18 protein-coding genes are annotated in these 25,929 nt (G+C 68.0%); 4 read left to right on the forward strand and 14 right to left on the reverse strand.

Going from position 1 to position 25,929, the window contains the following annotated elements; all coding sequences use genetic code 11:
• The first annotated feature begins 177 nt into the window (after positions 1–177).
• Positions 178–1,338, forward strand: coding sequence for a diguanylate cyclase (locus AUL33_RS15610; RefSeq protein ID WP_062210132.1), 1,161 nt, complete (start codon positions 178–180; stop codon positions 1,336–1,338).
• 54 nt (positions 1,339–1,392) lie between these two features.
• Here the strand turns inward: AUL33_RS15610 and glgB are convergent, their stop codons facing one another.
• The 14 genes from glgB to uraH form a co-directional block, all read right to left on the reverse strand.
• Entirely contained in the window at positions 1,393–3,666 is a 2,274-nt protein-coding gene (glgB, locus tag AUL33_RS15615; RefSeq protein ID WP_082652643.1) for a 1,4-alpha-glucan branching protein GlgB, read from the reverse strand.
• A complete protein-coding gene (gene treS, locus AUL33_RS15620) occupies positions 3,663–6,995 on the reverse strand; it encodes a maltose alpha-D-glucosyltransferase (RefSeq protein ID WP_062210135.1) in 3,333 nt (1,110 codons plus the stop codon). The genes glgB and treS overlap by 4 nt, the downstream gene beginning before the upstream one ends.
• An 80-nt stretch (positions 6,996–7,075) precedes the next feature.
• Positions 7,076–9,130: an alpha-1,4-glucan--maltose-1-phosphate maltosyltransferase gene (locus AUL33_RS15625; protein WP_082652644.1), complete on the reverse strand. Its 2,055-nt coding sequence runs from the start codon at positions 9,128–9,130 to the stop codon at positions 7,076–7,078.
• Positions 9,131–9,293: 163 nt separating this feature from the next.
• Positions 9,294–10,142: a fumarylacetoacetate hydrolase family protein gene (locus tag AUL33_RS15630; RefSeq protein WP_062210138.1), complete on the reverse strand. Its 849-nt coding sequence runs from the start codon at positions 10,140–10,142 to the stop codon at positions 9,294–9,296.
• 129 nt (positions 10,143–10,271) lie between these two features.
• Positions 10,272–11,699 carry a guanine deaminase gene (guaD, locus tag AUL33_RS15635; protein WP_062210141.1) on the reverse strand — a complete coding sequence of 476 codons (1,428 nt, stop codon included), beginning with the start codon at positions 11,697–11,699 and terminating at the stop codon, positions 10,272–10,274.
• Positions 11,700–11,723: 24 nt separating this feature from the next.
• Positions 11,724–12,989: a urate hydroxylase PuuD gene (locus AUL33_RS15640; RefSeq protein ID WP_062210144.1), complete on the reverse strand. Its 1,266-nt coding sequence runs from the start codon at positions 12,987–12,989 to the stop codon at positions 11,724–11,726.
• A gap of 652 nt (positions 12,990–13,641) precedes the next feature.
• Complete coding sequence (locus AUL33_RS15645) at positions 13,642–14,742, reverse strand: BMP family ABC transporter substrate-binding protein (protein WP_082652645.1); 1,101 nt, start codon at positions 14,740–14,742, stop codon at positions 13,642–13,644.
• A 29-nt stretch (positions 14,743–14,771) separates the two neighbouring features.
• Entirely contained in the window at positions 14,772–15,695 is a 924-nt protein-coding gene (locus AUL33_RS15650) for an ABC transporter permease (protein ID WP_062210147.1), read from the reverse strand.
• A complete protein-coding gene (locus tag AUL33_RS15655; protein ID WP_062210151.1) occupies positions 15,692–16,828 on the reverse strand; it encodes an ABC transporter permease in 1,137 nt (378 codons plus the stop codon). Before AUL33_RS15655 ends, AUL33_RS15650 begins: the two co-directional genes overlap by 4 nt.
• The gene (locus AUL33_RS15660) at positions 16,828–18,354 is read right to left on the reverse strand and encodes an ABC transporter ATP-binding protein (RefSeq protein ID WP_062210154.1); all 1,527 of its coding nucleotides are present in this window, start codon (positions 18,352–18,354) and stop codon (positions 16,828–16,830) included. Before AUL33_RS15660 ends, AUL33_RS15655 begins: the two co-directional genes overlap by 1 nt.
• On the reverse strand, positions 18,338–19,237 hold the full coding sequence (xdhC, locus tag AUL33_RS15665) for a xanthine dehydrogenase accessory protein XdhC (RefSeq protein ID WP_062210157.1): 900 nt from the start codon (positions 19,235–19,237) through the stop codon (positions 18,338–18,340). The genes AUL33_RS15660 and xdhC overlap by 17 nt, the downstream gene beginning before the upstream one ends.
• A gap of 187 nt (positions 19,238–19,424) precedes the next feature.
• The gene (gene xdhB / locus AUL33_RS15670) at positions 19,425–21,827 is read right to left on the reverse strand and encodes a xanthine dehydrogenase molybdopterin binding subunit (protein ID WP_082652646.1); all 2,403 of its coding nucleotides are present in this window, start codon (positions 21,825–21,827) and stop codon (positions 19,425–19,427) included.
• Entirely contained in the window at positions 21,827–23,269 is a 1,443-nt protein-coding gene (xdhA, locus tag AUL33_RS15675) for a xanthine dehydrogenase small subunit (protein WP_062210160.1), read from the reverse strand. The genes xdhB and xdhA overlap by 1 nt, the downstream gene beginning before the upstream one ends.
• A gap of 3 nt (positions 23,270–23,272) precedes the next feature.
• Positions 23,273–23,644 carry a hydroxyisourate hydrolase gene (gene uraH / locus AUL33_RS15680; RefSeq protein WP_062210163.1) on the reverse strand — a complete coding sequence of 124 codons (372 nt, stop codon included), beginning with the start codon at positions 23,642–23,644 and terminating at the stop codon, positions 23,273–23,275.
• A 155-nt stretch (positions 23,645–23,799) separates the two neighbouring features.
• On the opposite strand from uraH, the gene AUL33_RS15685 reads away from it, so the two are divergent.
• The 3 genes from AUL33_RS15685 (at position 23,800) to puuE (ending at position 25,867) form a co-directional block, all read left to right on the forward strand.
• Positions 23,800–24,018: a type II toxin-antitoxin system PrlF family antitoxin gene (locus AUL33_RS15685; protein WP_062210167.1), complete on the forward strand. Its 219-nt coding sequence runs from the start codon at positions 23,800–23,802 to the stop codon at positions 24,016–24,018.
• Complete coding sequence (locus AUL33_RS15690; protein ID WP_062210169.1) at positions 24,011–24,361, forward strand: type II toxin-antitoxin system PemK/MazF family toxin; 351 nt, start codon at positions 24,011–24,013, stop codon at positions 24,359–24,361. Before AUL33_RS15685 ends, AUL33_RS15690 begins: the two co-directional genes overlap by 8 nt.
• 66 nt (positions 24,362–24,427) lie before the next feature.
• The gene (gene puuE, locus AUL33_RS15695) at positions 24,428–25,867 is read left to right on the forward strand and encodes an allantoinase PuuE (protein ID WP_062210172.1); all 1,440 of its coding nucleotides are present in this window, start codon (positions 24,428–24,430) and stop codon (positions 25,865–25,867) included.
• The last annotated feature ends 62 nt before the right edge of the window (positions 25,868–25,929 follow it).

The following is a 25,929-nucleotide window of genomic DNA, read 5'->3' on the forward strand; positions in this document are numbered from 1 at the left end:
GTCCTCATCACCTCCGGCCCGCAGAAGCACCGCCATTCCGTCGACATGGTGGAAGTCGCGCGCGAGGCCGAACGGCGTTAGCCGCCTCTTCACCATCGGGCTAGAAACGCCGGTTTCCTTAAGGAACATTCGCGATCGAGCTGTACGATCTCGCACGACCGAAGAGCGACCTGGCTGATGCGAATCGACGTTCCCACCCTCTACTATCTGGCGATCGGCACCCTGTCCGTCGCCGCCGCGATGACGCTCTGGGAGCGGCGGTCCTTTCCGGCGCGCACCCGGGAGCTCGATCTCTGGGCCGCCAGCTACAGCGTTCTGGCTCTCGGCTGCCTCGCCATGATGAACCGAACCAGCCTGCCGGCTCCGTTCGGCGCCGCCGTGACGAACCTCGTGATGGTCGCCGGCTACTGGCTACAGACCCTCGGCATTGCGCGTCTCGACGGCCGCGAGCGCCCCGGATGGGCGATCGGCGCCATCATGATGCTCGCCGCGCTCTGGGCGGTGCTGGGAACGTGGATCCCCGACATTCTCTGGCTGCATGTCGGAGCGGCGGCGGTCGCGCTGCCCTGCCTTTTCAGCGCCGCGCTGCTGTGGAGCAGCCCGGCGAGCGCCTCGCTGCGCTCGTGCCCCGTCGCCATCGCGATCTTCGCCGGCCATGGGCTGTTCTATGTCGCACGAGCGGTTCTCTTGCCCTTCGCGGTCGCCGCTTTCGGGCACGACGTCCTCGCCGTCGCGGCGATGGCCACGATGTTCGAGGGCGTCCTCTACTCCGTGGCGGCGCCGATGGTGCTGATGGCGCTGGTGCGGGAGGAGCGCGAGGGGCGCCTTCTCGAACTGTCGCAGACCGACTATCTCACCGGCCTCGCCAACCGCCGCGCCCTGTTTCGCAAGGCGGAACGGCTTCTGGCGCGCGGCGCACCCGCTTCCTTGCTCGTGTTCGACCTCGACCACTTCAAGACGATCAACGATCGCTACGGCCACCAGACCGGCGACGATGTGCTCAAGCTGTTCGCCGCTGTCGCCGAGGCGGAACTGCGACCCGTCGACGTGGTCGCGCGTCTGGGCGGCGAGGAATTCGCGGCTTTGCTGCCGGGCATCGGGCGCGACGAGGCCAAGGCGGTCGCGCGGCGAGTCTCGCAACGGTTTTCGTCGGCGGCCGGCGATTCCAAGGGTCTGAACCTCGCGGTTACCGCCAGCGTCGGCGTCGCGGAGTCGACCACCGGCACCGCGGACCTCGACACTCTCCTGGCTGCCGCGGACCGCGCGCTCTACCGGGCCAAGCATCTCGGCCGCAACCGGGTCGAACTTGAACCGGTTCTCATCGCCAAAGCGGCCTGAATCGCAAGCCGGGCCGCCGAAGGGCGACCCGTCTTGCGTCGAAGGTTCGACGTCTCAGACGACGCCTTCGGCCAGAGCGCTCTCGCTCGTCGCAGCGGCGAGTTCGACAACCTCCGCCTTCGCGCGGCGCGGCGTGAAGACCACGGTCGCCAGAGGTGGCAGGGTCACCGACAGCGAGAAGGACCGGCCATTGGCGTGGATCTCGTCGGCCTCGACGCCGCCCATGTTGCCGACGTTCGAGCCGGCATAGATCTCGGCGTCCGTGTTCAGTGCCTCCTCCCAGAACCCGCCATGCGGCACGCCGATGCGGTAGCCGTGATGGACGTTGGGCGTGAAGTTGCAGACCACGAGCGCCGCGCCGCCATGCTTGTCCTTGCGCAGGTAGGCGAGGATCGACTGATCGACGTTCGACGTGTCCACCCACTCGAAGCCCTGCGGGTCGCAATCGTTTTCATAGAGCGCGGGAACGCCGCGATAGAGCGTGTTGAGATCGCGCACGAGGCGTTGCACGCCCTTGTGCTCGGGGTGATCGAGCAGGTGCCAGTCGAGGGACTGGTCGTGGTTCCACTCTGCGGCCTGCCCGAACTCGCCGCCCATGAAGAGCAGCTTCTTGCCGGGATGGGTCCACATGAAGCCGTAGTAGCAACGAAGGTTGGCGAACTTCTGCCACCAGTCGCCCGGCATCTTGCCGAGGATCGAGCCCTTTCCGTAGACGACCTCGTCGTGGCTCAGCGGCAGGATGAAGTTCTCGGAATAGGCATAGACCATTCCGAACGTCATGTGGTGCAGGTGGTATTTCCGATTGATCGGGTCCTCCTGCATGAAATGTAGCGTGTCGTGCATCCAGCCCATGTTCCACTTGAAGTGGAATCCGAGGCCCCCGGCATAGGTCGGGCGCGAGACGTTCGGGAAGGACGTCGATTCCTCGGCATGGGTCGTGGCATTGGGAAACTGCGAGCCGACCTGCTCGTTCGTCTCCTTCAGGAAGGCCATCGCCTCCAAGTTCTCGCGCCCGCCATGGATGTTGGGCTCCCATTCGCCATGGTTTCGCGAATAGTCGAGATAGAGCATAGAAGCCACGGCATCGACGCGCAGACCGTCGACGTGGAACCGGTCGAGCCAGTAGAGGCCGTTGGCGACGAGGTAGTTCTTCACCTCGGTCCGCCCATAGTCGTAGATCAGCGTGTTCCAGTCCTTGTGGAAGCCGCGGCGCGGATCGGCATGCTCGTAGAGCGGCGTCCCGTCAAAGCGGCCGAGCCCGTGGACGTCGGTCGGGAAGTGGCCCGGCACCCAGTCGAGGAGCACGCCGATATCGGCCTGGTGCAGCGCGTCGACCAGACGCGCGAACCCGTCCGGCGTGCCGTAGCGCGCGGTCGGGGCGAAGAGCCCGATCGGCTGATAGCCCCAGGATCCGTAGAACGGATGCTCGGACACCGGCATGAGTTCGACATGGGTGAAGCCCATCTCATGGACATAAGCGACGAGTTCGCGCGCCAGCGCGTCGTAGTCGAGGAAGCTGTCGCCGTCGCCGCGCTTCCAGGAACCCAGATGCATCTCGTAGACCGAAACGGGCTTCGAAGCGTCCTGCCAGTCGGCGGGCTTGGCGCGGAAGGCGGCGTCCTGCCAGTCGTGCTCGACCAGACCATCGACGATCGAGGCCGTGGACGGCGCGAGTTCCTGCCGGAAGCCGGCGGGATCGGCCTTGAGCGGCAGGATCTCGCCGTGCGGACCGATGATCTCGAACTTGTAGACCTCGCCGCGCGGCAGCGAGGGCACGAAAAGCTCGAAGACGCCGGCCTCGATGCGCTTGCGCATCACGTGACGACGGCCGTCCCAGGCATTGAAGTTGCCGACCACGGCGACGCGGCGCGCGTCGGGCGCCCAGACCGCGAAGGCGACGCCCGCGACCCCGTCCATCTCGCGCGGATGGGCGCCAAGCTTCTCGTAGAGCCGGTAATGCGTGCCCTCGGCCATCAGGTAGGCGTCGAGGTCGGAGATGATCGGACCGAAGCGGTAGGTGTCCTCCTCTTCCCAGGTCACGTCGCCATGGGAGAAGCGGAAGCGATGAACGGGCATGTCACCGGCGATGAAACCGGAGAAGAGGCCTTCGGCGCCACCAGGCTCCAGCGTGCCGAGCACGGCGCCCTTCGCGTCGATCACCTCGGCGCGATCCGCACCGGGACGGAACGCGCGGACGATCGATCCGCCGTCCGCACGGTGCCGGCCGAGAACGCCGAACGGGTTCTCGTGCCGGCCGCCACTGAGCGCCGCCGCCTCGTCCCCGTGCAGCCGGTGATCGACGGAAGCGATGGAGGGTGTCTGGCTCATGCGAGGACCTGTCGTTTCTGGAGGAGGGAGACGATGCCCCGGAGCGGGATCGACAGCCATGCCGGCCGCATCGCAGCCTCGTAGCGCAGTTCGTAGAACGCCTTCTGGAGGAGGAAGAGATCCAGAAGCGCCGAGTTCCCCTCGTCCGACAGATCGACGCCCGATGCCGCTTCCCAGGCGGCGAGGAAGCCGGCGCTGGTCGTCTCGCGCCAGCTTTCCGCCATCTCGCGGATGCGCGTCAGCGTCGCCTCGTCGGCGGGGCCGACCTTGTCGCGCGCGGCGAAGGCGGCATAGTCGTAGGAGCGCAGCATGCCCGCGACGTCGCGCAACGGCGAGGTCTTGGCGCGGCGCTCCTCCAACGGACGGCCCGGCTCACCCTCGAAGTCGAGGATCACCACGTCGTTGCGCGACACCAGAACCTGGCCGAGATGATAGTCGCCGTGGATGCGCGTGCGCTGTCTCGACGGTTTGGTGGCCGCGAACCCGTCGAACCAGCGGTCGATCGCCTCGCCCGCCCCGGTCAGCGCGGCGATGTCGTCCGCGAGCAGGGGATCGACGCCGGCCCCGACCTGACGCAGGACGTTGAGCGCGGCGGCGGCTTCCGATTTCGCCTCGGCAACGATCGCGTTCAGCGAGGCCGCATCGAAGCCCTCGGGATCGAAGTCGGCATCGCCGGTGACGGTGGCGAGCGCGGCATGCATTTCGCCCGTGCGCCGGCCGATCGTCTCGCCGGGATCGAACTGCAGGATGAGCAACGGATCGAGCGTGGCGCCCTCCTCCGCCGGCTCGGCGGTCGCCGACCCCTCGCCATAGGCGTTGTCGCGAAGGTGGCGGGCAAGCGACTCGGTGACGCGGGTCCACGCATCGCCCTGATTCTCGATGCGCTCGAAGAGCGCCGCCACCGCCGAGCGGCTGCCATCGGCGCGGTGCAGTTCCATGGAGCCCAGCAGCGCGGGCGCGGCCTCGAAGCTCGTCTTCTCGGTCAGGAACTTGGTGACCTCAAGTTCGGGCTGCGTGCCGTCGCGCAGCTGCCGGTAGAACTTGAGGATGCCGGCGGTGCCGATCGTGATCGAGGTGTTCGACTGCTCGCCGCTCAGCGGCGAGATCTCCTCCACCGGCACCGCGGCTGCGGCCGCCAGCGCCTCGGCCCGGGCCGACGAGCGTTCCACCACGATCCGCTGGTCGCCGAAGTCGAGCGTTTCGCCCTTGGCGATGAGATCGACCATCAGCTTGTCGAACTCAGGATCGCGGGCGGCATCCATCACGGCGCCGATCTGCGAACCCAGCCGGATCTTGGCAAGCGTGAAGGGCAGCGTCGGCGCGGTCGAGTGCAGATGCTCCTCGCCCCACTTGGCCGCGAGCGGCAGGAAGTAGCGCTGTTCGCCGCTGGCGGTGCGGATGATCGTCTCGCCGAGAAGATGCTTGCGCGAGTTCGGCGTCGGGCCGCCGACGATCTGGTAGCTGGCGCCCTGCGGCATGTCGTTCTTGCCCGCGAACCAGCGCTGGCGTCCAACGAAGGACGGCAACACCGCCTCGATCTCGCGGCGGTTGCGGCCGGGAATCGTGTCCTTCAGGTCGCCGGTGATGACGAGCGTCGAGAATTCCGGCAGCGGCTGCGGAATGTTGGCGCGCTCGCGCACCGTGTCTTCCGTGCCCAGCGAGAACCAGAAGAAGCCGTAGGCCTGGAGCGAAAGATTGTAGGGGTTGGTGCCGATCGTCGGGAAGGCCGACAGGCCCAGCATCTCCACCGGCACCGCGCCGGCGAAGGCCGAAAGATCGAGTTCCACCGCCTGCGCCGAGGCCGAGAGATTGGCGATGCAGAGGATGCGCTCACCCTCGTATTCGCGCAGATAAGCAAGGATCTTGCGGTTCGAGGGATAGAGGAACGAGATCGTGCCGCGCCCGAAGGTTTCGCGGGTGGCGCGCACCTGCACCAGACGCCGCATCCAGGCGAGATACGAGGCCGGATTGGCCGACTGCGCCTCGACGTTGATCGCCTGGAAACCGTAGATCGGATCTTGGATCGAGGGCAGGTAGAGACGCTGCGGATCGGCGCGCGAGAAGCCGCCGTTGCGGTCGGCCGACCACTGCATGGGCGTGCGCACGCCGTCGCGGTCGCCGAGATAGATGTTGTCGCCCATGCCGATCTCGTCGCCGTAATAGACGACGGGCGTACCGGGCATCGACATCAGAAGCGCGTTCAGAAGCTCGACCTTGCGGCGGTCGTTGCCCATCAGCGGGGCGAGACGCCGGCGGATGCCGAGATTGATGCGGGCGCGCTTGTCGGCCGCATAGGTCGACCAGAGATAGTCGCGCTCCTCGGCCGTCACCATTTCGAGCGTCAGCTCGTCATGGTTGCGCAGGAAGATCGCCCACTGGCAGTTGGCGGGAATGTCCGGCGTCTGGCGCAGGATGTCGGTGATCGGATGCCGGTCCTCCTGCGCCAGCGCCATGTACATGCGCGGCATCAGCGGGAAGTGGAACGCCATGTGGCATTCGTCGCCCTCGCCGAAATAGGGGCGCGTGTCCTCCGGCCACTGGTTGGCCTCTGCGAGCAGCATCCGGTCGGGATAGTGCGCATCGATCTCGGCACGGATCGTCTTGAGGACGTCGTGCGTCTCCTTCAGATTCTCGTTGTTCGTGCCCTCGCGCTCGATGAGATAGGGAATCGCGTCGAGCCGCAGCCCGTCGACGCCCTTGTCGAGCCAGAAGCGCATCGTCTTCAGGACTTCGTCCATCACCTTTGGATTGTCGAAGTTGAGGTCGGGCTGGTGCGAATAGAACCGATGCCAGAAATACTGGCCGGCCACAGGATCCCACGTCCAGTTCGACGTCTCGGTGTCGAGGAAGATGATGCGGGTGAGATCGTAGCCCTTGTCGTCGTCGGCCCAGACGTAGAAGTCGCGCTCCGGCGAGCCCTTCGGCGCGACGCGGGCCGCCTGGAACCAGGGATGCTGGTCCGACGTGTGGTTGATGACGAGTTCGGTGATGATGCGAAGGCCGCGCTTGTGAGCCTCGTCCACCAGCCGCTCGAAATCCTCCATCGTGCCGAAGTTCGGGTTGATCGATTCGTAGTCGGAGATGTCGTAGCCGTCGTCGCGCAGCGGCGAGGGGTAGAACGGCATGATCCAGATCGCGGTGACGCCGAGTTCCTTCACGTAGTCGAGCTTCGACAGGAGGCCGGCGAAGTCGCCGATCCCGTCACCGTTCGAGTCCATGAAGGTCTTGACGTGCAGCTGATAGATGATCGCGTCCTTGTACCAGTCCGGCGCCTCGCGGTTGGGACCGCCGGTCGGCTCGCTGGACTGGATGGAAACCTGTTCGTTCATGATCGTCTCTTTCGCGTCGAGGATCCCCTGCGGGGACCGGGCGAAGCTTGTGTCGAGGGATTGTCGAGGCCCGAGGCGGCTCAAGCCGAAATGCGGAACACGGCGTAGGGCACGGTGTCCGGCTCGAACCACCAATGCTGGACCTTGCCGGCCCAGACGAACTGGCGGCCGGACACGAGATCCTCAACCTTCACCGTGCCGGTGTCGGGCAGGCCCAGTTCCCAGAGCGGCACCTCGAAATGCCCACCCTGTGGATTGTGCGGGTCGAGCGACACCATGACGAGGATGTAGGAAGAGAGGTCTGCCGTCCGCTTGGCGTAGTAGAGGACGTTGTCGTTCCAGAACTCGAAGAACTTCAGATTGCGGAAGTCGCGCAGCGCCGGCTCGGAGCGGCGGATGCGGTTGAAGAAGGCGATGTCGTCGCGGATATTGCCCTCGCGCTTCCAGTCGAAGGCGCGGATCTCGTACTTCTCGGAATCCTTGTACTCTTCCTTGCCGGTAACGAGCGGCTCGCTCTCGCAGAGTTCGAACCCGGAATAGACGCCGTAATTACCCGCCAGCGTCGCCGCCAGCGCGAGGCGCAGGCGGAAGCCGGCGCGCCCGCTCGTGTGCAGGAAGAGCGGGTTGATGTCGGGCGTGTTGACGAAGAAGTTCGGGCGCATGAACTCGCCGCACTCCTCCTTCGTCAGCTCCTCCAGATACTGGCGCAGCTCCCATTTCACGTTGCGCCACGTGAAGTAGGAATAGGACTGGTTGTAGCCGACCTTGGCGAGCCGCTTCATCAGCTTGGGTCGGGTGAAGGCTTCGGCGAGGAAGATCGCGCCGGGATCCACAGTGCGCACTTCCGCGATCATCCACTCCCAGAACGGGAAGGGCTTGGTGTGCGGATTGTCGACGCGGAAGATGCGCACGCCCTTGGCGAGCCAGAACAGGACGATGTCGCGCAGCTCCACCCAGAGCGAGGGGATCGCCCCGTCGCGGTAGAAGTCGACGTTGACGATATCCTGATACTTTTTCGGCGGGTTCTCGGCATATTTGATCGTGCCGTCCGGCCGCCAGTCGAACCAGTTCGGGTGCTGCTTGATCCAGGGGTGATCGGGCGAGCACTGGATGGCGAAGTCGATGGCGATCTCCAGCCCGTGGTCGGCGGCGCGCGTCACCAGCCGCTGGAAGTCGGCGAACGAGCCCAGTTCGGGATGCAGGTCTTTATGGCCGCCCTCCACCGAGCCGATCGCGTAGGGGCTGCCGGGCTCGCCCGCGACCGCGGTCACCGAGTTGTTCTTGCCCTTGCGGTTGGACTGGCCGATCGGGTGGATCGGCGGGAAATAGAGGACGTCGAAGCCCATCTCCTGGATGTCGGGCAGGCGCGCGATCACGTCGTCGAACGTGCCGTGGCGATTGACGTCGCCCGACTGCGAGCGCGGCACCAGTTCGTACCAGGCCGAGAAGGCCGCCGCCTCGCGATCGACCCAGACGGGAACCTCGATCTCGAAGCGCGACAGATTCTCGCGGACGCCGACATCGCGCAGGAGGTCGATCGTCGCCTTCTCCTCGAAGGCCGCGTAGAGGCCTGCCGCATCGCCCTTCGATGCCAGCTTCTCGATCCGGGTGCGCAGGGCTTTCAGGGCCTTGCCCTGATCCTTCGTGCCGCGACCGCTCTCGCCGGCCTTTTCGAGGAGCGTCGCGCCCTCGCGCAGTTCGAGCGCGATGTCGACGCCCGCGTCGCGCTTCTTCTTCGTGTCGCTCGCCCAAGTCGCGAACGTGTCGCGCCAGGCGATGATGGAATAGCGGTAGGGGCCGGGGCGCGCGAAGGCGACGGTCGCCGTCCAGCGGTCGTTCGTCAGGTAGGCGAAGGGTGTTTCCTGCCACGCCTCTTCACCCGCGCCGCGCGTGATCAGTGCTGCGGCGATGATCTCGTGGCCATCTGTGAAGATGTCGGCCTCGACGGTCAGCGGCTCGTTCTCGGACCGTTTCACGGCGAAACGCCCGCCGTCGATCATCGGGGCGACGCCTTCGATGGCGACGCGGTTGGCGGCGAGCTGGCGCAGGCTCTTCAGCGAAGCCTCGGACACGGCGGGGGTACCGGCCAAGTCGCGCTTCTTCGGCTTGGTCGCGGCGGCTTCGGAGTGGGCCATGGGCGAACCTTCTTCGATCATCGAGACAAGTGGCGAGACGGGGAGCCCCGAACGGGACATGTCCGGCAGGCTTAAGGAATAGGGGCCGGCATCGCTTTATCCAGTCGGCGGGCTCGGGTTTCGAACCTGCCGACCGTTCGCGACCCGCGCGGCCCGATCGCGATCAGCGGGGCTGGGCGGAAACGACCTGTCGCTGCTCACCCAGATGCTCGTTGCCGAGCGTGACGATGTCGCCGTCCTTGAGGAAGACCGGAGGCTTCATGCCGGCGCCGACACCGGCCGGGGTGCCGGTGGTGATGATGTCGCCGGGCTCCAGCGCCATGAACTCGGAAACGTAGGCGACGATGGTCTTCACGTCGAAGATCATGTTCGCGGTGGTGCCCTGCTGCATCCGGCGACCGTTCACGTCGAGCCAGAGATCGAGGTTCTGCACGTCGGCGATGAAATCCGCTGTCACCAGCCAAGGGCCGAGCGGACCGAAGCCCGGCGCGCTCTTGCCCTTCAGCCACTGGCCGCCGCGCTCTTTCTGCCAGGAGCGCTCGGAGACGTCGTGGCAGAGCGAGAAGCCGGCGACATGATCCATCGCCGTTTCCTTCGAGACCTGCCAGCAGCGCTCACCGATGACGATGGCGATCTCGACTTCCCAGTCGAGCTGCGTCGAGCCATGGGGGATGACGATGCCGTCGCGCGGGCCGGCGATCGAGCTCGTCGCCTTCGAGAAGAGCACGGGCTCCTTCGGCGGCTCGGCGCCGGTCTCTCTCGCATGATCCTCGTAGTTGAGGCCGACCGCGATGAAGTTGCGCGTGCCGCCGACGGGCGCGCCGAGGCGCTGGTTGGGATCTGTCTTCGGCAGGCTCTTGGGGTCGAGCGCGCGCAGCTTGTCGAGGCCGGCTCGCGACAGGACGGCACCGGCAATGTCGTCGATTTCGCCGGAGAGGTCGCGCAGGCGGAACTCGTCGTCGATCAATCCCGGCTTTTCAGCCCCCGGTTCGCCAAAACGCACAAGCCGCATCGTCTGCCCTCCCCCGCGCGGCGGCCCCCATGACGCACCTGCACATCGGAGGAATAAGCCGGGGCAGCGAAGCTTCGTTCCGTCATGACGCGCCTTTTTGACGCGGAACACGGGCTCGAACGGGGCCCATCAGGCCGCCTGCACGCTCTCGACCTCGGGCGCACTCGCTCCCGTGAAGTCACCGCCTACGCTTGTCGGCGCGTGGGCGGGAGACGGCAGGTCAATGCCGCCCATGCCCCGCGCATGGACCTTGCGCCCGCTCGCATAGGTCGAGACCACGCAGCGATCGTCGCCCATCGTCATCAGCACGAAGAGTTCCTCCTCCAGCGTTTCGACGCGCTCCATGCGCTGGCGCAGCGCGGGGGTCGCATGGGTGTCGAGCACCACGAAATCGGCCTCGAAGCGCGGCGCGACCTGCCCGATCCGGTCGCCGTAGCCGATGGCCTCGGCATTGCCGGCCGTCATCATGTAGAAGGCCGCGTGACCCGGCAGCGCCTGCTGGCGCAGCGCCAGGACCTTGTAGCCCTCGGCGGCCGTGGTCAGCATCGAATAGGACGTCCCGCCGCCGATATCGGTGGCGATCCCCGTGCGAAGACCGGCCTTCAGCGCCGCGTCGCGGTCGAACAGACCTGAGCCGAGGAAGAGGTTGGAGGTCGGGCAGAACACCGCCGTCGCGCCCGCCTCGGCCAGGGCGCCGCGCTCGCGCTCCGACAGGTGGATGCAGTGGCCGAACAGCGCCTTGCGCCGCACCAGCCCGTAACGCTCGTAGACGTGCGTGTAGTCCTTCGACCAGGGAAACAGCTCGGCGACGAAAGCGATCTCGCCGGCATTCTCGGAGAGATGCGTCTGGATGTGCATCGCCGGATACTCGGCGGCGAGCGCCTGCGTCGCTTCCAGCTGCGCTTCGCTCGATGTCGGTGCGAAGCGCGGCGAGATCGCGTAGGCGAGCCGGCCGTTGCCATGCCAGCGGGCGATGAGATCCTTCGATTCGTCGTAGCCCCGGCGCGGCGTGTCGAGCAGCGCCTCGGGAGCGTGGCGGTCCATCATCACCTTGCCCGCGACCATCCGCAGGCCCATCCGCTGGCTTTCCGTGAAGAAGCTCTCCACCGATTGCGGATGCGAGGTGCAGAAGGCGACCGCCGTGGTCGTGCCGTTGCGCAGCAGCTCGTGCAAGAGAAAGCGCGAAGCGGCGTCGGCCACCGCGGGGTCGCCGTATCGCGTCTCTTCGGGGAAGGTGTAGCGCGCCAGCCATTCCATCAGCTCGGTGCCGTAGGAGCCGATCACCTGCGTCTGCGGCAGGTGCAGATGCGGGTCGATGAAGCCGGCGGTGAGGAGGAAGGGCCGGTAGTCGGCGACCGTCAGGTCTACGGCGAGGTCCGGCAGAAGGGCATGCGCCTCGCCGACCGCTTCGATCAGGCCGTCGCGCACGATCACGAGCCCGTCCTCGATATAGCGGTGCGAGCCGCCCTCGCCGGCGCTGAGCGGATGGGCGTGGTAGGTGAGGACGCGCGCGCGGATCGCCAGCGTGCCGCCGGCTTCGGTCGATGATGAGGTCATGGCGTGGACTCTAGCGGGAAGCGGTCAGGGACGGTAGACGGCATCGCCGGAGCGGATCCAGCGCGCCAGCGCCAGCCGCTCGGCCGGCTCCAGCCCGGTGAGGTTGCCGGGCGGCATGGCGTGCGAGCGCACCGCCTGCCGGTCGATGAGCGCGGCGTTGAGAACGATGTCGCGGCCGGTTTCGAGCAGCACCGCCTTCGGCGCATGGGCGATGCCGGGCCAGAGCGGCTGGCGGGCATGGCACATGGAGCAGCGCGACTGGACGATCGAGGACGCTTCTGCGAACAGCGCGGAGCGCGCCAGCGCCAGCTGCGGATCGGCAGGGAAGTCGAGGCTTTCGGTGGCGGCGGCCGTGGCCGGCTCGGAACCCGGCACCGCGCGCCAGCCCGGCGCGCCCGACAGCGTGATGACGGCGGCAAACAGCAGGCCGGCCACCAGCCAGCACCACCAGAGCTGGCGCCCGGTCTTGTGCATCGTGTTGAAGAAATGGCGCACGAAGGCACCGATGAGGAGCACCAGCCCGGCGATCGCCCAGTTCCATTGCGTCGCGAAGGCCAGCGGATAGTGGTTCGAGAGCATGAGGAAGATGACGGGAAGCGTCAGGTAGTTGTTGTGCAGCGAACGCTGCTTGGCGGCCGCGCCGAGGCGCGGGTCGGGCGTGCGTCCGGCCTTGAGGTCGGCCACCACGATCTTCTGGTTGGGAATGATGAGCATGGCGACGTTGGCGCTCATGATCGTCGCGATCATCGCGCCGGTGTGCAGCATCGCGCCGCGCCCTGAGAAGAGTTGGCTGAAGACGAAGCTCGCGGCGACGACATAGAGGAAGAGCACGCCGAGCAGCGCCGAATCGTTGCCCTTCAGCGGCGACTTGCAGATGGCGTCGTAGACCACCCAGCCGAGCGCCAGGCCCGCGACGCCGATCAGCACCGCGCCCCAGGCCGGCAGGTCCGCGACGGACGGGTCGATCAGGTAGAGATCGGCGCCGAGATAATAGACGAGGAAGAGAAGCGCGGCGCCCGAGAGCCAGGTGGAATAGGCCTCCCACTTGAACCAGGTGAGGTCCTCCGGCATGTGCGGCGGGGCGACCATGTATTTCTGGATGTGGTAGAAGCCGCCGCCATGCACCTGCCAGGCTTCGCCGCCGACGCCCACCAGAGGCGTGCCGTGCGGCTTGCGGAGCCCGAGATCGAGGGCGATGAAGTAGAAGGACGATCCGATCCAGGCGATCGCGGTGATGACGTGCACCCAGCGCACGCCGAATTGCAGCCACTCGGAAAAATAGGTCCACATGGGAGTGCTCCGAAGCGCCGCCCCCTTGTCGCGGAACGCTTAGCCGTTGATCCGATGCGCCTTCGATGGCCCTCCGCCGTTCAGGAGACGGTGGGGAGGGCAGGCTGTTCCGGGAGTGCGTCCGGCGACCATCGGTTCGCCGCACGTGCTCCCAGTCTTCGTCGTGTTCGCCGTGCCCGCCGAAGAGGCGACTGCGCTCCGCGGCGGACACTGATCCAGAAGCGCCGCGGAGGCGGCGATCCCATGCCGGCGGCAGCGGCCGTCGTGAGGACGGCCACGCCGTATCACGGGATCGCGGCCGATCCGTACCCGAAGAGGGGTCCTCCCCCTCCGCTTCGTCATCCCGGCCCCCGAGCCGGGATCCATGCCGCCGGCGCCGTTGTCAACCGAACCGGTGCCGGACCGGAAAGGTCTCGGCATGGATCCCGGGTCAGGCCCGGGATGACGAGAGAGGGGGCAGAGGCCGCTCGCCTGACGCGAGACGGTTGTTGCCGGAGCCCTGCTCCCTGCCGACGCCGGCTGATCGATCGGTGCCGACAGACGACCGGCGAGACGCTTATCCGCCGATCGCCTGCCGGCCGCTAGAAACTGCTCGCCGCCCGCCGCCGAAGCCAACCGCCGGAAGTTGGAAGCCGGAGCCGCCGGAAGCCGACTAGTTCCGCACGCCTTCCACGTACCAGTCCATCTTCAGGAGGTCCGCGTCGGGGATGACGGCGCCGGCCGCCACCTTCTCGGCGCCGGCCTGATCCTTGATCGGACCGGTGAAGACGCTGTAGGTGCCCGCCGTCGTCTCGTCGACCACCTTCTGCGCAGCGGCCTTCACGTCGGCCGGCATCTTGTCGTTGAAGGGGGACATCTTGACCTCGCCCTCCTTCATGCCGAGCCAGACGTCGTCCTGTTTCCAGGAGCCGCCGGCCACCGCCTCGACGCGGCTGACATAATAGGGACCCCAATTGTCGACGATCGCGGTCATGTGGGCGTTCGGCGCGAAGCTCTGCATGTCCCAGGCCTGGCCGAAGGCGATGGCGCCGCGCTTCTCGGCCTCCTGCAGGGGGCCGGGCGAGTCCGTGTGCTGGGTGATGACGTCGGCGCCCTGGTCGAGCAGCGCCGAGGTCGCCTGCGCCTCCTTGGCCGGGTCGTACCAGGAGTTGACCCAGACGACCTGCGTCTCGAAGGCCGGGTTCACCTTGCGCGCGGCGAGCGTGAAGGCGTTGATGCCCATCACCACTTCTGGGATCGGGAAGGAGGCGACGTAGCCGGCCTTGCCGGACTTCGACATGTGGCCGGCGATGGTGCCGAGCACGGCGCGGCCCTCGTAGAAGCGGGCGTTGTAGATGCCCATGTTGGGGGCCGTCTGGTAGCCGGTGGCGTGCTCGAACTTCACCTTCGGGAACTGCTTGGCGACCTTCAGCGTCGGGTTCATGAAGCCGAAGGAGGTGGCGAAGATGATGTCGTTGCCGTCCTGCGCGAGCTTGCGGATGACGCGCTCGGCGTCCGGCCCCTCGGCGACGTTCTCGACGAAGGTGGTGACGACCTTGTCGCCGAGCGTCTCGGCGAGGAACTTGCGGCCCTGGTCGTGGGCGAAGGAGTAGCCGAAGTCGCCGACCGGACCGACATAAACGAAGGCGGCCTTGACCGGACGGTCGAGCGCCTGCGCGAAGGCCGGATGGCCGAAGGGCGTCGACGCCAGGATGGCGCCGCCGGCGATCGCGGCAGCTCCGAGGAGAAGGCGGCGGCGGGTGATCTCGATCATTGATGGCTCCTTGAACGACAGAACGGGGATCAGGCGGTGGCGCGGAAGGGCTTGCCGAGGCAGGCCGGCGCCGCCGACCTCGTGCGGGTGCGCCCGGAGATGAGGGCGAGCACGAGGATCGTCGCGAGATAGGGAAGAGCGGTGAGGAACTCGGGCGCCAGGAAGGACCAGCCGGCGGCCTTGGCCTGCAGTTCCAGCGTGATGACGGCGCCGAAGAGATAGGCGCCGGCGAGAAGCCGGCCGGGCCGCCACGAGGCGAAGACGACGAGCGCGATGGCGATCCAGCCGCGCCCAGCCGTCAGCCGTTCGGCCCACATCGGCGTCAGCACCAGCGAATAGAACGAGCCGCCGAGACCGGCCATCGCGCCGCCGAAGAGAACGGCGAGATAGCGCACCTTGAGCACGGGATAGCCGATCGAATGAGCGGAGGCGTCGTTTTCGCCGACCGCGCGCAGGATCAGCCCGGCCCTGGAATGCTTGAGGAACCACCAGACCCCGAACGTCAGCAGCAGCGAGGCGTAGACGATCGGCGAATAGCCGAAGAGGACGCGCCAGAGCGGATCGCTCGCCAGTGCGGCCGGAAAGATCGAGGTGAAGCCGGGCGTGGTGATCCCGACGAAGGAGGCGCCGGCCAGCGCCGAGACGCCGGTACCGAAGATCGTCAGCGCCAGCCCCGTCGCCACCTGATTGGCCGTCAGCGTCAGCGTCAGGTAGCCGAAGATCAACGACGAGGCAGCCGCCGCCGCCATGGCGGCCATGGCGCCGAGCGCGGGAATGCCTGTCGTGACCGAGACCACGAAGGCGGTGACGGCGCCGATGAGCATCATGCCCTCGACGCCGAGATTGAGGACGCCCGACTTCTCCACCACGAGCTCGCCGAGCGCGGCGATGAGGATGGGCGTCGCGGCGGTGACGATCGCGACGATCACGGCGACGGTGAATTCCGGGCTCATGCCGTCGCCTCGCCGACTTTATGGGCGGGAACGGTCGGCGGCCCATAGGGAACCAACGGCGAGGCCAAGGCCGGACGCCCGCCGGCCCGAAGCCGGTAGCGCACAAGGATGTCCACCGCGAGCAGGAAGAACAACATCATCGCCTGAAAGACGCCGATGGCGGCAGCGGGCAGGCCGATCGTCGTCTGCGCGCTCTCGCCGCCGACATAGGTCAGCGCCAGCACCAGTGCGGCGAGTACGATGCCGAGCGGATGCAGGCGGCCGAGAAAGGCGACGATGATCGCGGTGAAGCCGTAGCCGGTCGGGAAGGACGGCACCATCTGGCCGAACGGTCCGGCCGCCTCGAAGATGCCGGCGAGCCCCGCGCAGGCGCCGCCGAAGAGCAGCACCATCCAGACGACGCGGTTTTCCTGGAAGCCGCCATAGCGCGCCGCCTGCGGGCTGAGGCCGACGACCCGCACCTGAAACCCCGCAACCGTGCGCGCCACGAGGAACCAGGCGGCGAGCGCCAGCGTGAGCGCCACGGGAATGCCGAGATGGATCAGCGTTTCCGGCACCACGATTGGCAGGGTCTGCGACATCGTGAACATGGCGGTCTGCGGGAAGTTGAAGCCGGCCGGATCCTTCCAGGGACCGCGCATCAGATAGTAGAGCGTCTGGATCGCGACGTAGTTGAGCATCAGGCTGGAAAGGATCTCGGAGACCCCGAGCCGCGTGCGCAGGATGGCGGGGATCGCGGCCCAGGCCATGCCGCCGACAACGCCGGCGGCGATCATCGCGGGCAGGATCCAGACGCCCTCGCCGCCCATCGTCAGGAGCGCGATGCCGGTGCCCGCCAAGCCGCCGAAGACGTATTGCCCCTCGGCGCCGATGTTCCAGACATTGGCGCGAAAGCCGACAGACAGGCCGACGGCGATGATCGCCAGCGGCGCGGCCTTCACGAGAAGATCCTGCCAGCGATACCAGTCGAAGAGTGGGGTGACGAAGATCTCGCGCACCGCGCCGAACCCGTCGTAACCAAGGAGGGTGAAGACCACGGCGCCGACCACCAGCGTCAGCACGACGGCGAGAACCGGCGTCGCGAAGAGCATCGCGCGGCTGGGCTCGCGCCTGGGCTCGAAACGCCAAGCCATCAGGCCGCAACCTCGTGCGGTGCGTCGCCGTGGACCCCGCCCATCAGCAGCCCCACGCGCTCGATCGAGATGCCTTGCACGTCCATCGCTTCCGACAGGCGGCCCTCGTTGATGACGGCGATGCGGTCGCACAGGTCGAGGAGTTCGTCGAGATCCTGGCTGACCACGACGATCGCCGCGCCGCGCGCAGCGAGATCGATCATCGCCTGCCGGATGAAGCCGGCGGCACCGGCATCGACGCCCCAGGTCGGCTGCGAGACGACGAGGACGCTCGGCTCCTGTCCGATCTCGCGGCCCATGATGAACTTCTGCAGGTTGCCGCCCGACAGGCTGCCGGCGGTGGCCTTCGGGCCCGTCGCCTTGACGGAAAAGGCGGAGATGACGCTCTCGGCGTAACGGCGAGCGGCGCCGAGGCGGATCAGCCCGCCCGAAGCCAAGCCCTTGCGAGCACGGGCCGAGAGGATCGCGTTCTCGGCGAGCGAGAGCGCCGGCACGGCGGCGTGGCCGTTGCGCTCCTCGGGCACGCAGGCGAGCCCGAGCCGTCGCCGGGCGGAGACGCCGAGACGCTCCACCGCGTGTCCCTCGATCGCGATGCGGCCCGAGACCCCGGCGGTCTTCTCGCCCGAGAGCACCGTCAGCAGCTCGTTCTGCCCGTTGCCGGCAACGCCCGCAATACCGAAGATCTCGCCCGAGCGCACCGAGAAGGCGACATCGCGAAGGCTGGTGCCGAAGGGCGGCTCGCCCGCGGCCGACAGGGCCGCCACCGCGAAACGCTCGCCGCCATGGGCGCCGCCGGCCTTGTGCGACAGGTCCTTTAGCGAACCGCCGATCATCCGTTCGGCCATCGAGCGAGCCGTCTCGGCGGCGGGGTCGCAGGTGCCAACGAGCCGGCCGCCGCGCAGGATCGTGGCGGTGGAGCACAGGGCTTTGATCTCGCCGAGCTTGTGCGAGATGTAGAGGATGGAGCAGCCGTCGGCGGCAAGTTTGCGCAGGACGGCGAAGAGCCCGTCCACTTCCTGCGGCGTCAGCACTGAGGTCGGCTCGTCCATGATCAGGAGCTTCGGGCGACCGAGCAGCGCGCGCACGATCTCGATGCGCTGGCGCTCGCCGACCGAGAGCGTGTGCACCTCGCGATGCGGGTCGAGCACGAGGTCGTACTGGGTCATCACCTCGCGGATGCGCGCCTCCAGCTCGCGCCGGGGCGGCGGCTCGTCCATGCCGAGCGCGATGTTCTCGAGCACCGTCATCGCCTCGAACAGGCAGAAGTGCTGGAACACCATGGCGATGCCGAGCGCGCGCGCCTCGCGCGGCGAGCCGATGCGCACGGGCGCGCCGTCGAAGCGGATCTCGCCCTCGTCGGCCGACTGCACGCCGTAGATGATCTTCACCAGCGTCGACTTGCCGGCCCCGTTCTCGCCGAGCAGCGCATGAATGCGGCCGGGCTCGACGGAGAACGAGATGTCGTCGTTGGCGACGACGCCCGGAAAGCGCTTTCCGACATGGAGAAGTTCAAGACGTGGCGGCATGCGACTCCGTCCGGCGAGGGTGCTGCATCGATTTATTGCACTGAGATTGCACAGGCGCAAAGCCTGTGCAGCGGTTTTCCTCAAGCTTGCGTGCAAACGTGACGAGAAGCTCGGCGGCGACCAGCGCCGCGATCACCTCGGGCCGCTTGTCGCGGATCGCCGAGCCGCCGATCGGCAGCACCAGCCGTTCGATCTCGCCCGCCCGACCTTCGCTCGCCAAATGCCGCCGGAAGCTTTCGCGCTTCGTCGCCGAGCCGATCATCCCGACATAGGTGGCGTCGCGCCGGGCAAGGGCTGCGCTCGCGATGAGGAAGTCGAGCGCGTGATCGTGCGTCGCCACCACGAAGGCCGAGCCGGGAGGCGCCGCGGCCACTTCCGCTTCCGGGATCGCGGCGCGCCGGCGCGCGGTGCCCTCCGGCAGGTCCGCGAGGCGATCGGCACGCCCGTCGATCACGAGGGTGCGTAGAGGCAGCGGCGCGAGGGCGCGGGCCAGCGCCTGCCCCGTATGCCCGGCGCCGAAGACCAGCACGGTCGGATAGGCGGCTTCCGCCTCGGCCTTGCCGGCTTCGATCGTGGCGAGAAGCGTCGGCGAGGCGCGCGCGAGATCGAGCAGGACGCGCCCGCCGCAGCACTGGCCGATGGCGGGTCCGAGCGGGATGTCGAGCCTTGAAGCCGCCTCGCCGCTCGCCAGCATGCGCCGCGCCTCGGCGATGCCCTCCATCTCCAGCGCGCCGCCGCCGACCGTTCCCGCGGCGCACCGGGCGGTCACCAGCATCGACGCTCCCGCTTCGCGGGGTGTTGAGCCGCGTGCCTCGGCGACCGTGACTAGGATAGCGGGCTCGCCCGCGTCGAGTGCGGCGCGAAGGGCGGCGAGTGCGTTCACGCGTTGGCCTTCGGGCGTCGGTGGGAGACGCCCTCATCCGCCCTCCGGGCACCTTCTCCTCGAGGGGGAGAGGGATCGCACCGCGTTCCGCGATGTTCGATCGCGGTCGCGCGGCGTCGAGGCAGTTCCCTTCGCCCGCTTGCGGGAGAAGGTCCCGGCAGGGGGATGAGGGCGTGTGTCTCCATCCTCACCCGCCCCGCACCGCGTCCACCGCTGCGAGCAGGCGCTCGGGCGTGGCGGGCGCGTCGAGATCGGGGAAGCGCCGGTAGTCGCCAGCCGCGCAGACGGCGTCGGTCAGCGCTGAAAAGACCGAGAGCGCCAGCATGAAGGGCGGCTCGCCGACCGCCTTCGAGCGGTAGATCGTGGCGGCGGGGTTGCGGCCCTTCTCCCAGAGGTGCACGCGCAGGTCGTCCGGCCGATCGTTGGCGGTGGGGATCTTGTAGGTCGAGGGGGCGTGGGTGCGTAAGCGCCCCGCCTTGTCCCACCAGAGCTCTTCGGTGGTCAACCAGCCCATACCCTGGATGAAGCCGCCCTCGATCTGACCGAGGTCGAGCGCCGGGTTCAGCGACTGGCCGACATCGTGGAGGATGTCGGCGCGCAGGAGCCGGTTCTCGCCGGTCAGCGTGTCGATCACCACCTCGGCGCAGGCCGCCCCGTAGGCGAAGTAGTAGAAGGGTTTGCCGCTCGCGCTCTCGCGGTCGTAGGTGATGCCGGGCGTCGCGTAGAAGCCGGTGGAGGAGAGCGAGACGCGGGCGAGATAGGCTTCGCCGACGAGGTCGCAGAAGCGCTTCTCCTCCGCGCCGATCCGCACCCGGCCGGGCAGGAACACGACCTCCTCGCGCGGCACCCGGTAGCGCTGCACGGCGTAGTCGATCAGCCGCGTCTTGATGGTGCGGGCCGCGGCCTGCGCCGCCATGCCGTTGAGGTCGGAGCCGGACGAGGCGGCGGTGGCCGAGGTGTTGGGCACCTTGGCAGTGGTGGTCGCCGTGATCCTGACGTTGGAAACGTCGATCTGGAACTCCTCGGCCACCACCTGCGCGACCTTGGTGAAGAGGCCCTGCCCCATCTCCGTGCCGCCGTGGTTGAGGTGGACCGAGCCGTCCTTGTAGACGTGAACGAGCGCGCCGGCCTGGTTGAGATGGCTGGTGGTGAAGGAGATGCCGAACTTCACCGGCGTCAGCGCCAGCCCCTTCTTGAGGATCGGGCTTTCCGCGTTGAAGGCCCGAACCGCCTCGCGCCGGGCGCGGTAATCGCTGGAGGTTTCGAGCTCCCCGACGATCTCGGCGATGACGCAGTCCTCCACCGACTGGTGATAGGGCGTCTTGCCGAAGCTGCCCGATCCCATCGCCGGATAGAAGTTGCGCCGGCGCACGTCAAGCGGATCGAGGCCCGTGTCGAACGCGATGCGGTCGATCGCCCGCTCGATCGCCACCATGCCCTGCGGGCCGCCGAAGCCGCGAAAGGCGGTGTTGGAAACCGTGTGCGTCTTCAGCCGGCGCGAATGGATGCGCGCGGCCTTCAGGTGATAGGCGTTGTCGGCATGGAACATGGCGCGGTCGGCGATGGCGCCCGAGAGATCCTTCGAATAGCCGCAGCGCACGACATGGCGGAACTCGGCGCCGAGGATGCGCCCCGCGGAGTCGTGGCCGACGCGGTACTCGGCCCGCATCTCGTGGCGCTTGCCGGTCATCTCCATGTCGTCGTCGCGGTCGAGTCGGCACTTGGCGGGGCGCCCCGTGGCGCGCGCGACGAGCGCGCAGACCGAGGCGAAGAGCGCCGGCTGCGATTCCTTGCCGCCGAAGCCGCCGCCCATGCGCCGCACCTCGACCGTCACCGCATGGTCGGCGAGCCCGAGGGCTTTGGCCACATTGTGCTGGACCTCGGACGGGTGCTGCGTCGAGGAGCGCACCAGCATGTCGCCGTCCTCGCCGGGCGTGGCGGTGGCGATCTGCCCTTCGAGGTAGAAATGATCCTGCCCCCCCGTCTCGACCGAACCGGACACGACATGGGGCGCGGCAACCAGCGCGGCCTCGGCGTCGCCGAGCCGCATCTCGTGCGGGCTGAGAAGATCCTCGCCGAGGTCGTCGGCAAATCGGATCGCCTCGGGAATGGTGATCGCGGCGGGCAGGTCCTCGTAGTCGACCGTCGCCAGCTTGGCGGCCCTGCGGGCCGTGGCCACGTCGTCGGCGGCCACGGCGAAGAGCGGCTGGCCGACATAGGAGACGAGATCCACGGCGAAGATCGGATCGTCGCCGAAGACCGGCGAATAGTCGTTGACGCCGGGAATGTCGGCAGCCGTCAGCACGCAGGCGACGCCCGGTGCCGCGCGCACGGACTGAAGATCCATCGAGCGGATGCGCGCATGGGCGTGCGCGCTCATGGCGATGAAGACCTGCAGCGTGCCCGGCAGTTCGGGCTCGTCGTCGATGTAGCGGGCCGCGCCGGTGACATGCTTGGCGCCGCTGTCATGGTGTATCCCCTGCCCGACGCCGCCCTTCAGCCGCGCCTGGCGCGCGGGCGGGCGCTCGTCGAGGCTCGCGGGCGAGACGGTGCCGGCCTCGCCGCGATCCTGGACCCGGGTCTCGTCCATCACGCGACCTCCGCGATGCGCGTCGGCACGCCGCCCAGAAGCTCCAGCCGGAAGCGCTCGACGAGGTTGGCGGCGGTCTTCAGGCGGTAGTCGGCGGAGGCGCGCAGGTCGTCGAGCGGCTGGAAGTCGTCCTCCAGCGCGGCGGCCGCGCGCGCGGCGGCCTCGGCGTCAAAGGGCCGGCCGACAAGCGCGGCTTCCGCGTTGAGCGCACGCTTCGGCGTGCCCGCCATGCCGCCGAAGGCGAGGCGCGCGGCCACGACCGTTCGCCCCTCGAAGCGCAGCTTGAAGGCCGCGAGTACCGCCGAGATGTCGCTCTCGGTGCGCTTGGAGATCTTGTAGGCGGCAAATCGCTCGTTCGGCTCGATCACCGGCACCTCGACGGCGGCGACGAACTCGCCGGGGGCGCGGTCCTGCCGACCGTATTCGATGAAGAAATCCTCCAGAGCCAAGCTGCGCGCTTCGTCGCCGCGCCGCAGATAGAGCGTCGCGCCGAGTGCGATGAGCACGGGCGGCAGATCGCCGATCGGCGAGCCGTTGGCGATGTTGCCGCCGACCGTGCCGGCATTGCGCACCTGCGGCCCGGCGAAGCGACGCATCACCTCGCCGAGGTCGGGATGAAGCGTGGCCAGATGCCGGGTGGCCTGCGCATGCGTCACGGCCGCGCCGAGGAAGAGACGACCCGGCGCCTCCTCGACATGGGCGAGATCGGCGACGCGCGAGACGTCGATCATCACCTCGAACTCGCGGTGCCCCTTCGTCACCCAGAGCCCGACGTCGGTGGCCCCGGCCACCAGCGTCGCCTGCGGGTGCTCGGCATAGAGATCGGCCAGCGCATCGACGTCGCCCGGCGAGAACCAGAGCCTGCCCCCCGCCTCGTAGCGGAAGGTCCCGGATCCGCGCAGATCCGTCAGCCGCGCCGCCATCGTCGCATCCGCCGCGCGGGTCTGTGGCCGTGGCAGGGCCGCGACCGCGACGCCGGCCTCGATGATCGGCCCGTAGCCGGTGCAGCGGCAGAGATTACCGGCGATCTCGTCCTTCACCGACTGCCGGTCGGTGAGCGAACCCGCGCGCCAGGCCGCATGAAGCTGCACCGCGAAACCCGGCGTGCAGAAGCCGCACTGGCTGGCATGACGATCCACCATCTCGCGCTGGATCGGGGCGAGGTCACCGCCGGCCGACAGATGCTCCACCGTCTCGACGGCGCGCCCGTGCAGCGCCGGCAGGAAGGTGATGCAGGCGTTGACGGCGCGCCGGCGAAGGCTGCCAACCGCATCGGGCTCCTCGAGGATCACCGTGCAGGCGCCGCAATCACCCTCCGCGCAGCCCTCCTTCGTGCCGACGAGCCGCTCGGTGCCGCGCAGATATTGCAGCACCGTGGTGGTCGGCGCGAAGCCGTCGACGGAGCGCTCGGAGCCGTTGAGGACGAAGCGGATCGGGGCCATGGCTCAGCTCCCCCGATAGGTCGAATAGCCGAAGGGCGAGACGAGCAGCGGCACGTGATAGTGCCGGTTCTCGCTGATGCCGAAGCGGATCGACACCTCGTCGAGGAATTTGGGCTCGGGCAGATCAAGCCCGCAGGCGTCGAAATAGGGACCGCAGAGGAACAGGATCTCGTAGGTGCCGAAGCGGAAGGCGCCGTCGTCGAGCAGCGGCCGGTCGCAGCGCCCGTCGGCATTGGTGCGCGCCTGCGCCACGAGTTCGCGGCGCCCGTCCACCAGCCGATGCAGCACGAGTTCGAGGCCGCGGGCGGGCAGGCCCCGCGCGGTATCGAGCACATGCGTCGTCAGCCGGCCGGATCCGGAACTCGTCTCAGCCATCAGGCCCTCGCAGCACTTGTTTTGACCATCCGGTCAGGGAGATTGCACCGCCGCGCCCCGTCCCGTCCAGCGGAAAGCTTGGGGGCGTTCCAAGGTCGACGCCGCCTTGCCCGGGGTAAGGAAGTCTCTTACCTTCGAGCGGAAGGAGCGGCGCGATGATCACCAGCCGGTTGAGCTCGAAATCACAGACCACCATCCCGCAGGCCGTGCGCAAGGCGCTGAAGCTGCGCGAAGGCGACGAACTGATGTACCTGATCGACGAGGAGGGGCGTGTGGTCCTCACCCGCGTTCCCGAAGGCATATTCGACGATCCATTCGTGACCTTCACCGAATGGAACAGCGAAGAGGACGAGAAGGGCTACGCCAATCTTTGAGCGCGGCGATATCGTCCGGGTGCCATTCCCCTTCGTCGAGACGAACACACGCCGCTATCGGCCTGGCCTCGTCGTCTCGGACGGCGCGGTCGGCGGCCGGTTTCAACTCCTGTGGGTCGTCATGATCACCGGCGCGGGGCACGAGCCCTGGCCGGACGATGTCGAGATCGGCCCCCGGCATCTGGCATTCGGCCTGCCTATTCCTTCCCGCGTCCGGGTTGCCAAGATCACGGCGGCCGAGGCGCGTCAGGCCGAACGGGTCGGCCGGGTGCCTGCCGAGATCCTGGAACAGGTGATGGACCGCCTCGCCTCGATCCTCGGACTGTCGGATCGCAACGCCTGAAGTGTTCGGCCGCGCGACGAACCCTCGCCGCGCCCAAGTCGATAGTCTTTCGATGGAGCCTCTCCCATGACCACGCCCTACCCCCGCGACCTCCTCGGCTATGGACGCAACGCGCCCGATCCGCGCTGGCCGAACCCCGGCGGTTCGGGTTCGGCGAAGATCTGCGTCCAGTTCGTGGTGAACTACGAGGAGGGCGGCGAGAACGCCGTGATCCATGGCGACAAGGCGTCCGAGGCCTTCCTGTCGGAGATCGTCGGCGCCGCTCCCTGGGTCGGGCAGCGCCACATGAACATGGAGTCGATCTACGAATACGGCGCGCGCGCCGGCTTCTGGCGGCTCTGGCGCCTGTTCACCGAGCGCGCCATGCCGGTCACGGTCTACGGCGTCGCCACCGCGCTCGAGCGCTCGCCCGAGCAGGTCGCGGCCATGGGCGAGGCCGGCTGGGAGATCGCCTCGCATGGGCTGAAATGGATCGACTACCGAGACCACGCGATCGAGGACGAGCGCGCCGACATGGACCGCGCCATCGCCATCCACGAGGCGGTGACGGGGGCGCCTCCCGAGGGCTGGTACACCGGGCGCTCCTCGCAGCACACGCTGGAACTCGCCGCCGAGCGCGACTTCCTCTACGCCTCCGACGCCTATGCCGACGACCTGCCCTACTGGCAGGAGACGCGCACCAAGCCGCTGCTCGTGCTGCCCTATACGCTCGACACCAACGACATGCGCTTCGCCACACCCCAGGGGTTCAACTCCGGCGACCAGTTCTTCGCCTACCTGAAGGACTCGTTCGACATGCTCTATGCCGAGGGCGAGGCCGGCCGCGCTAAGATGCTGAATGTCGGCCTGCATTGCCGGCTCGTCGGGCGTCCCGGCCGCGCGGCGTCGCTCGCGCGCTTCCTTGATTACGTCCGTTCCAAGCCCGACGTCTGGGTGGCGACGCGCGCCGACATCGCCCGCCATTGGCGCGCCGAGTTTCCCTATCGCCCGCGGATCCAGCCGAGCCGGCTGGAGCGCGCGGTCTTCCTCGACCTCTTCGGCGGCGTCTTCGAGCACTCGCCGGTCATCGCCGAACGCGCCTTCGACGGGGAACTCGGCCCCGCGCACGACACCGCCGCGGGCCTTGCCAGCGCGATGACGGCGACGTTCCGACGAGCGAGCGCGCAGGAGCGGCTTGCCATCCTCAAGGCCCATCCCGATCTCGCCGGACGCCTCGCGCTCGCCGGCGGACTGACGCAGGATTCGCACGCGGAACAGCGCTCGGCCGGGCTCGACCAGCTCACCCCCGAGGAGCTCGCGCGCTTCACCGATCTCAACGCCCGCTATCAGGCCCGCTTCGATATTCCCTTCATCATCGCCGTGCGCGGCCTCGACCAGCAGGCTATCCTCGCCGCCTTCGAGCGCCGCATCGACAACGAGCCCGCCACCGAACTCGCCGCCGCCACGCGCGAGGTGGAAAAGATCGCCCGGCTGCGCATCGCCGCCATTCTCGGAGACAACGCATGAGCCGTCACACGGCGACGATCTTCGCCACAGGGCCGGTTGCCCTCGTCGGGCTCGGGCTCGGT

Origin of the sequence: Aureimonas sp. AU12 (genome assembly GCF_001463705.1) — a bacterium.
GTDB lineage: Bacteria > Pseudomonadota > Alphaproteobacteria > Rhizobiales > Rhizobiaceae > Aureimonas.

Coding starts and splice junctions, on each gene's coding strand:
- AUL33_RS15610 (WP_062210132.1), top strand. CDS start 178: ATGCGAATCGACGTTCCCACCCTCTACTATCTGGCGATCGGCACCCTG.
- glgB (WP_082652643.1), bottom strand. CDS start 3,666: ATGAGCCAGACACCCTCCATCGCTTCCGTCGATCACCGGCTGCACGGG.
- treS (WP_062210135.1), bottom strand. CDS start 6,995: ATGAACGAACAGGTTTCCATCCAGTCCAGCGAGCCGACCGGCGGTCCC.
- AUL33_RS15625 (WP_082652644.1), bottom strand. CDS start 9,130: ATGGCCCACTCCGAAGCCGCCGCGACCAAGCCGAAGAAGCGCGACTTG.
- AUL33_RS15630 (WP_062210138.1), bottom strand. CDS start 10,142: ATGCGGCTTGTGCGTTTTGGCGAACCGGGGGCTGAAAAGCCGGGATTG.
- guaD (WP_062210141.1), bottom strand. CDS start 11,699: ATGACCTCATCATCGACCGAAGCCGGCGGCACGCTGGCGATCCGCGCG.
- AUL33_RS15640 (WP_062210144.1), bottom strand. CDS start 12,989: ATGTGGACCTATTTTTCCGAGTGGCTGCAATTCGGCGTGCGCTGGGTG.
- AUL33_RS15645 (WP_082652645.1), bottom strand. CDS start 14,742: ATGATCGAGATCACCCGCCGCCGCCTTCTCCTCGGAGCTGCCGCGATC.
- AUL33_RS15650 (WP_062210147.1), bottom strand. CDS start 15,695: ATGAGCCCGGAATTCACCGTCGCCGTGATCGTCGCGATCGTCACCGCC.
- AUL33_RS15655 (WP_062210151.1), bottom strand. CDS start 16,828: ATGGCTTGGCGTTTCGAGCCCAGGCGCGAGCCCAGCCGCGCGATGCTC.
- AUL33_RS15660 (WP_062210154.1), bottom strand. CDS start 18,354: ATGCCGCCACGTCTTGAACTTCTCCATGTCGGAAAGCGCTTTCCGGGC.
- xdhB (WP_082652646.1), bottom strand. CDS start 21,827: ATGGACGAGACCCGGGTCCAGGATCGCGGCGAGGCCGGCACCGTCTCG.
- xdhA (WP_062210160.1), bottom strand. CDS start 23,269: ATGGCCCCGATCCGCTTCGTCCTCAACGGCTCCGAGCGCTCCGTCGAC.
- uraH (WP_062210163.1), bottom strand. CDS start 23,644: ATGGCTGAGACGAGTTCCGGATCCGGCCGGCTGACGACGCATGTGCTC.
- AUL33_RS15685 (WP_062210167.1), top strand. CDS start 23,800: ATGATCACCAGCCGGTTGAGCTCGAAATCACAGACCACCATCCCGCAG.
- puuE (WP_062210172.1), top strand. CDS start 24,428: ATGACCACGCCCTACCCCCGCGACCTCCTCGGCTATGGACGCAACGCG.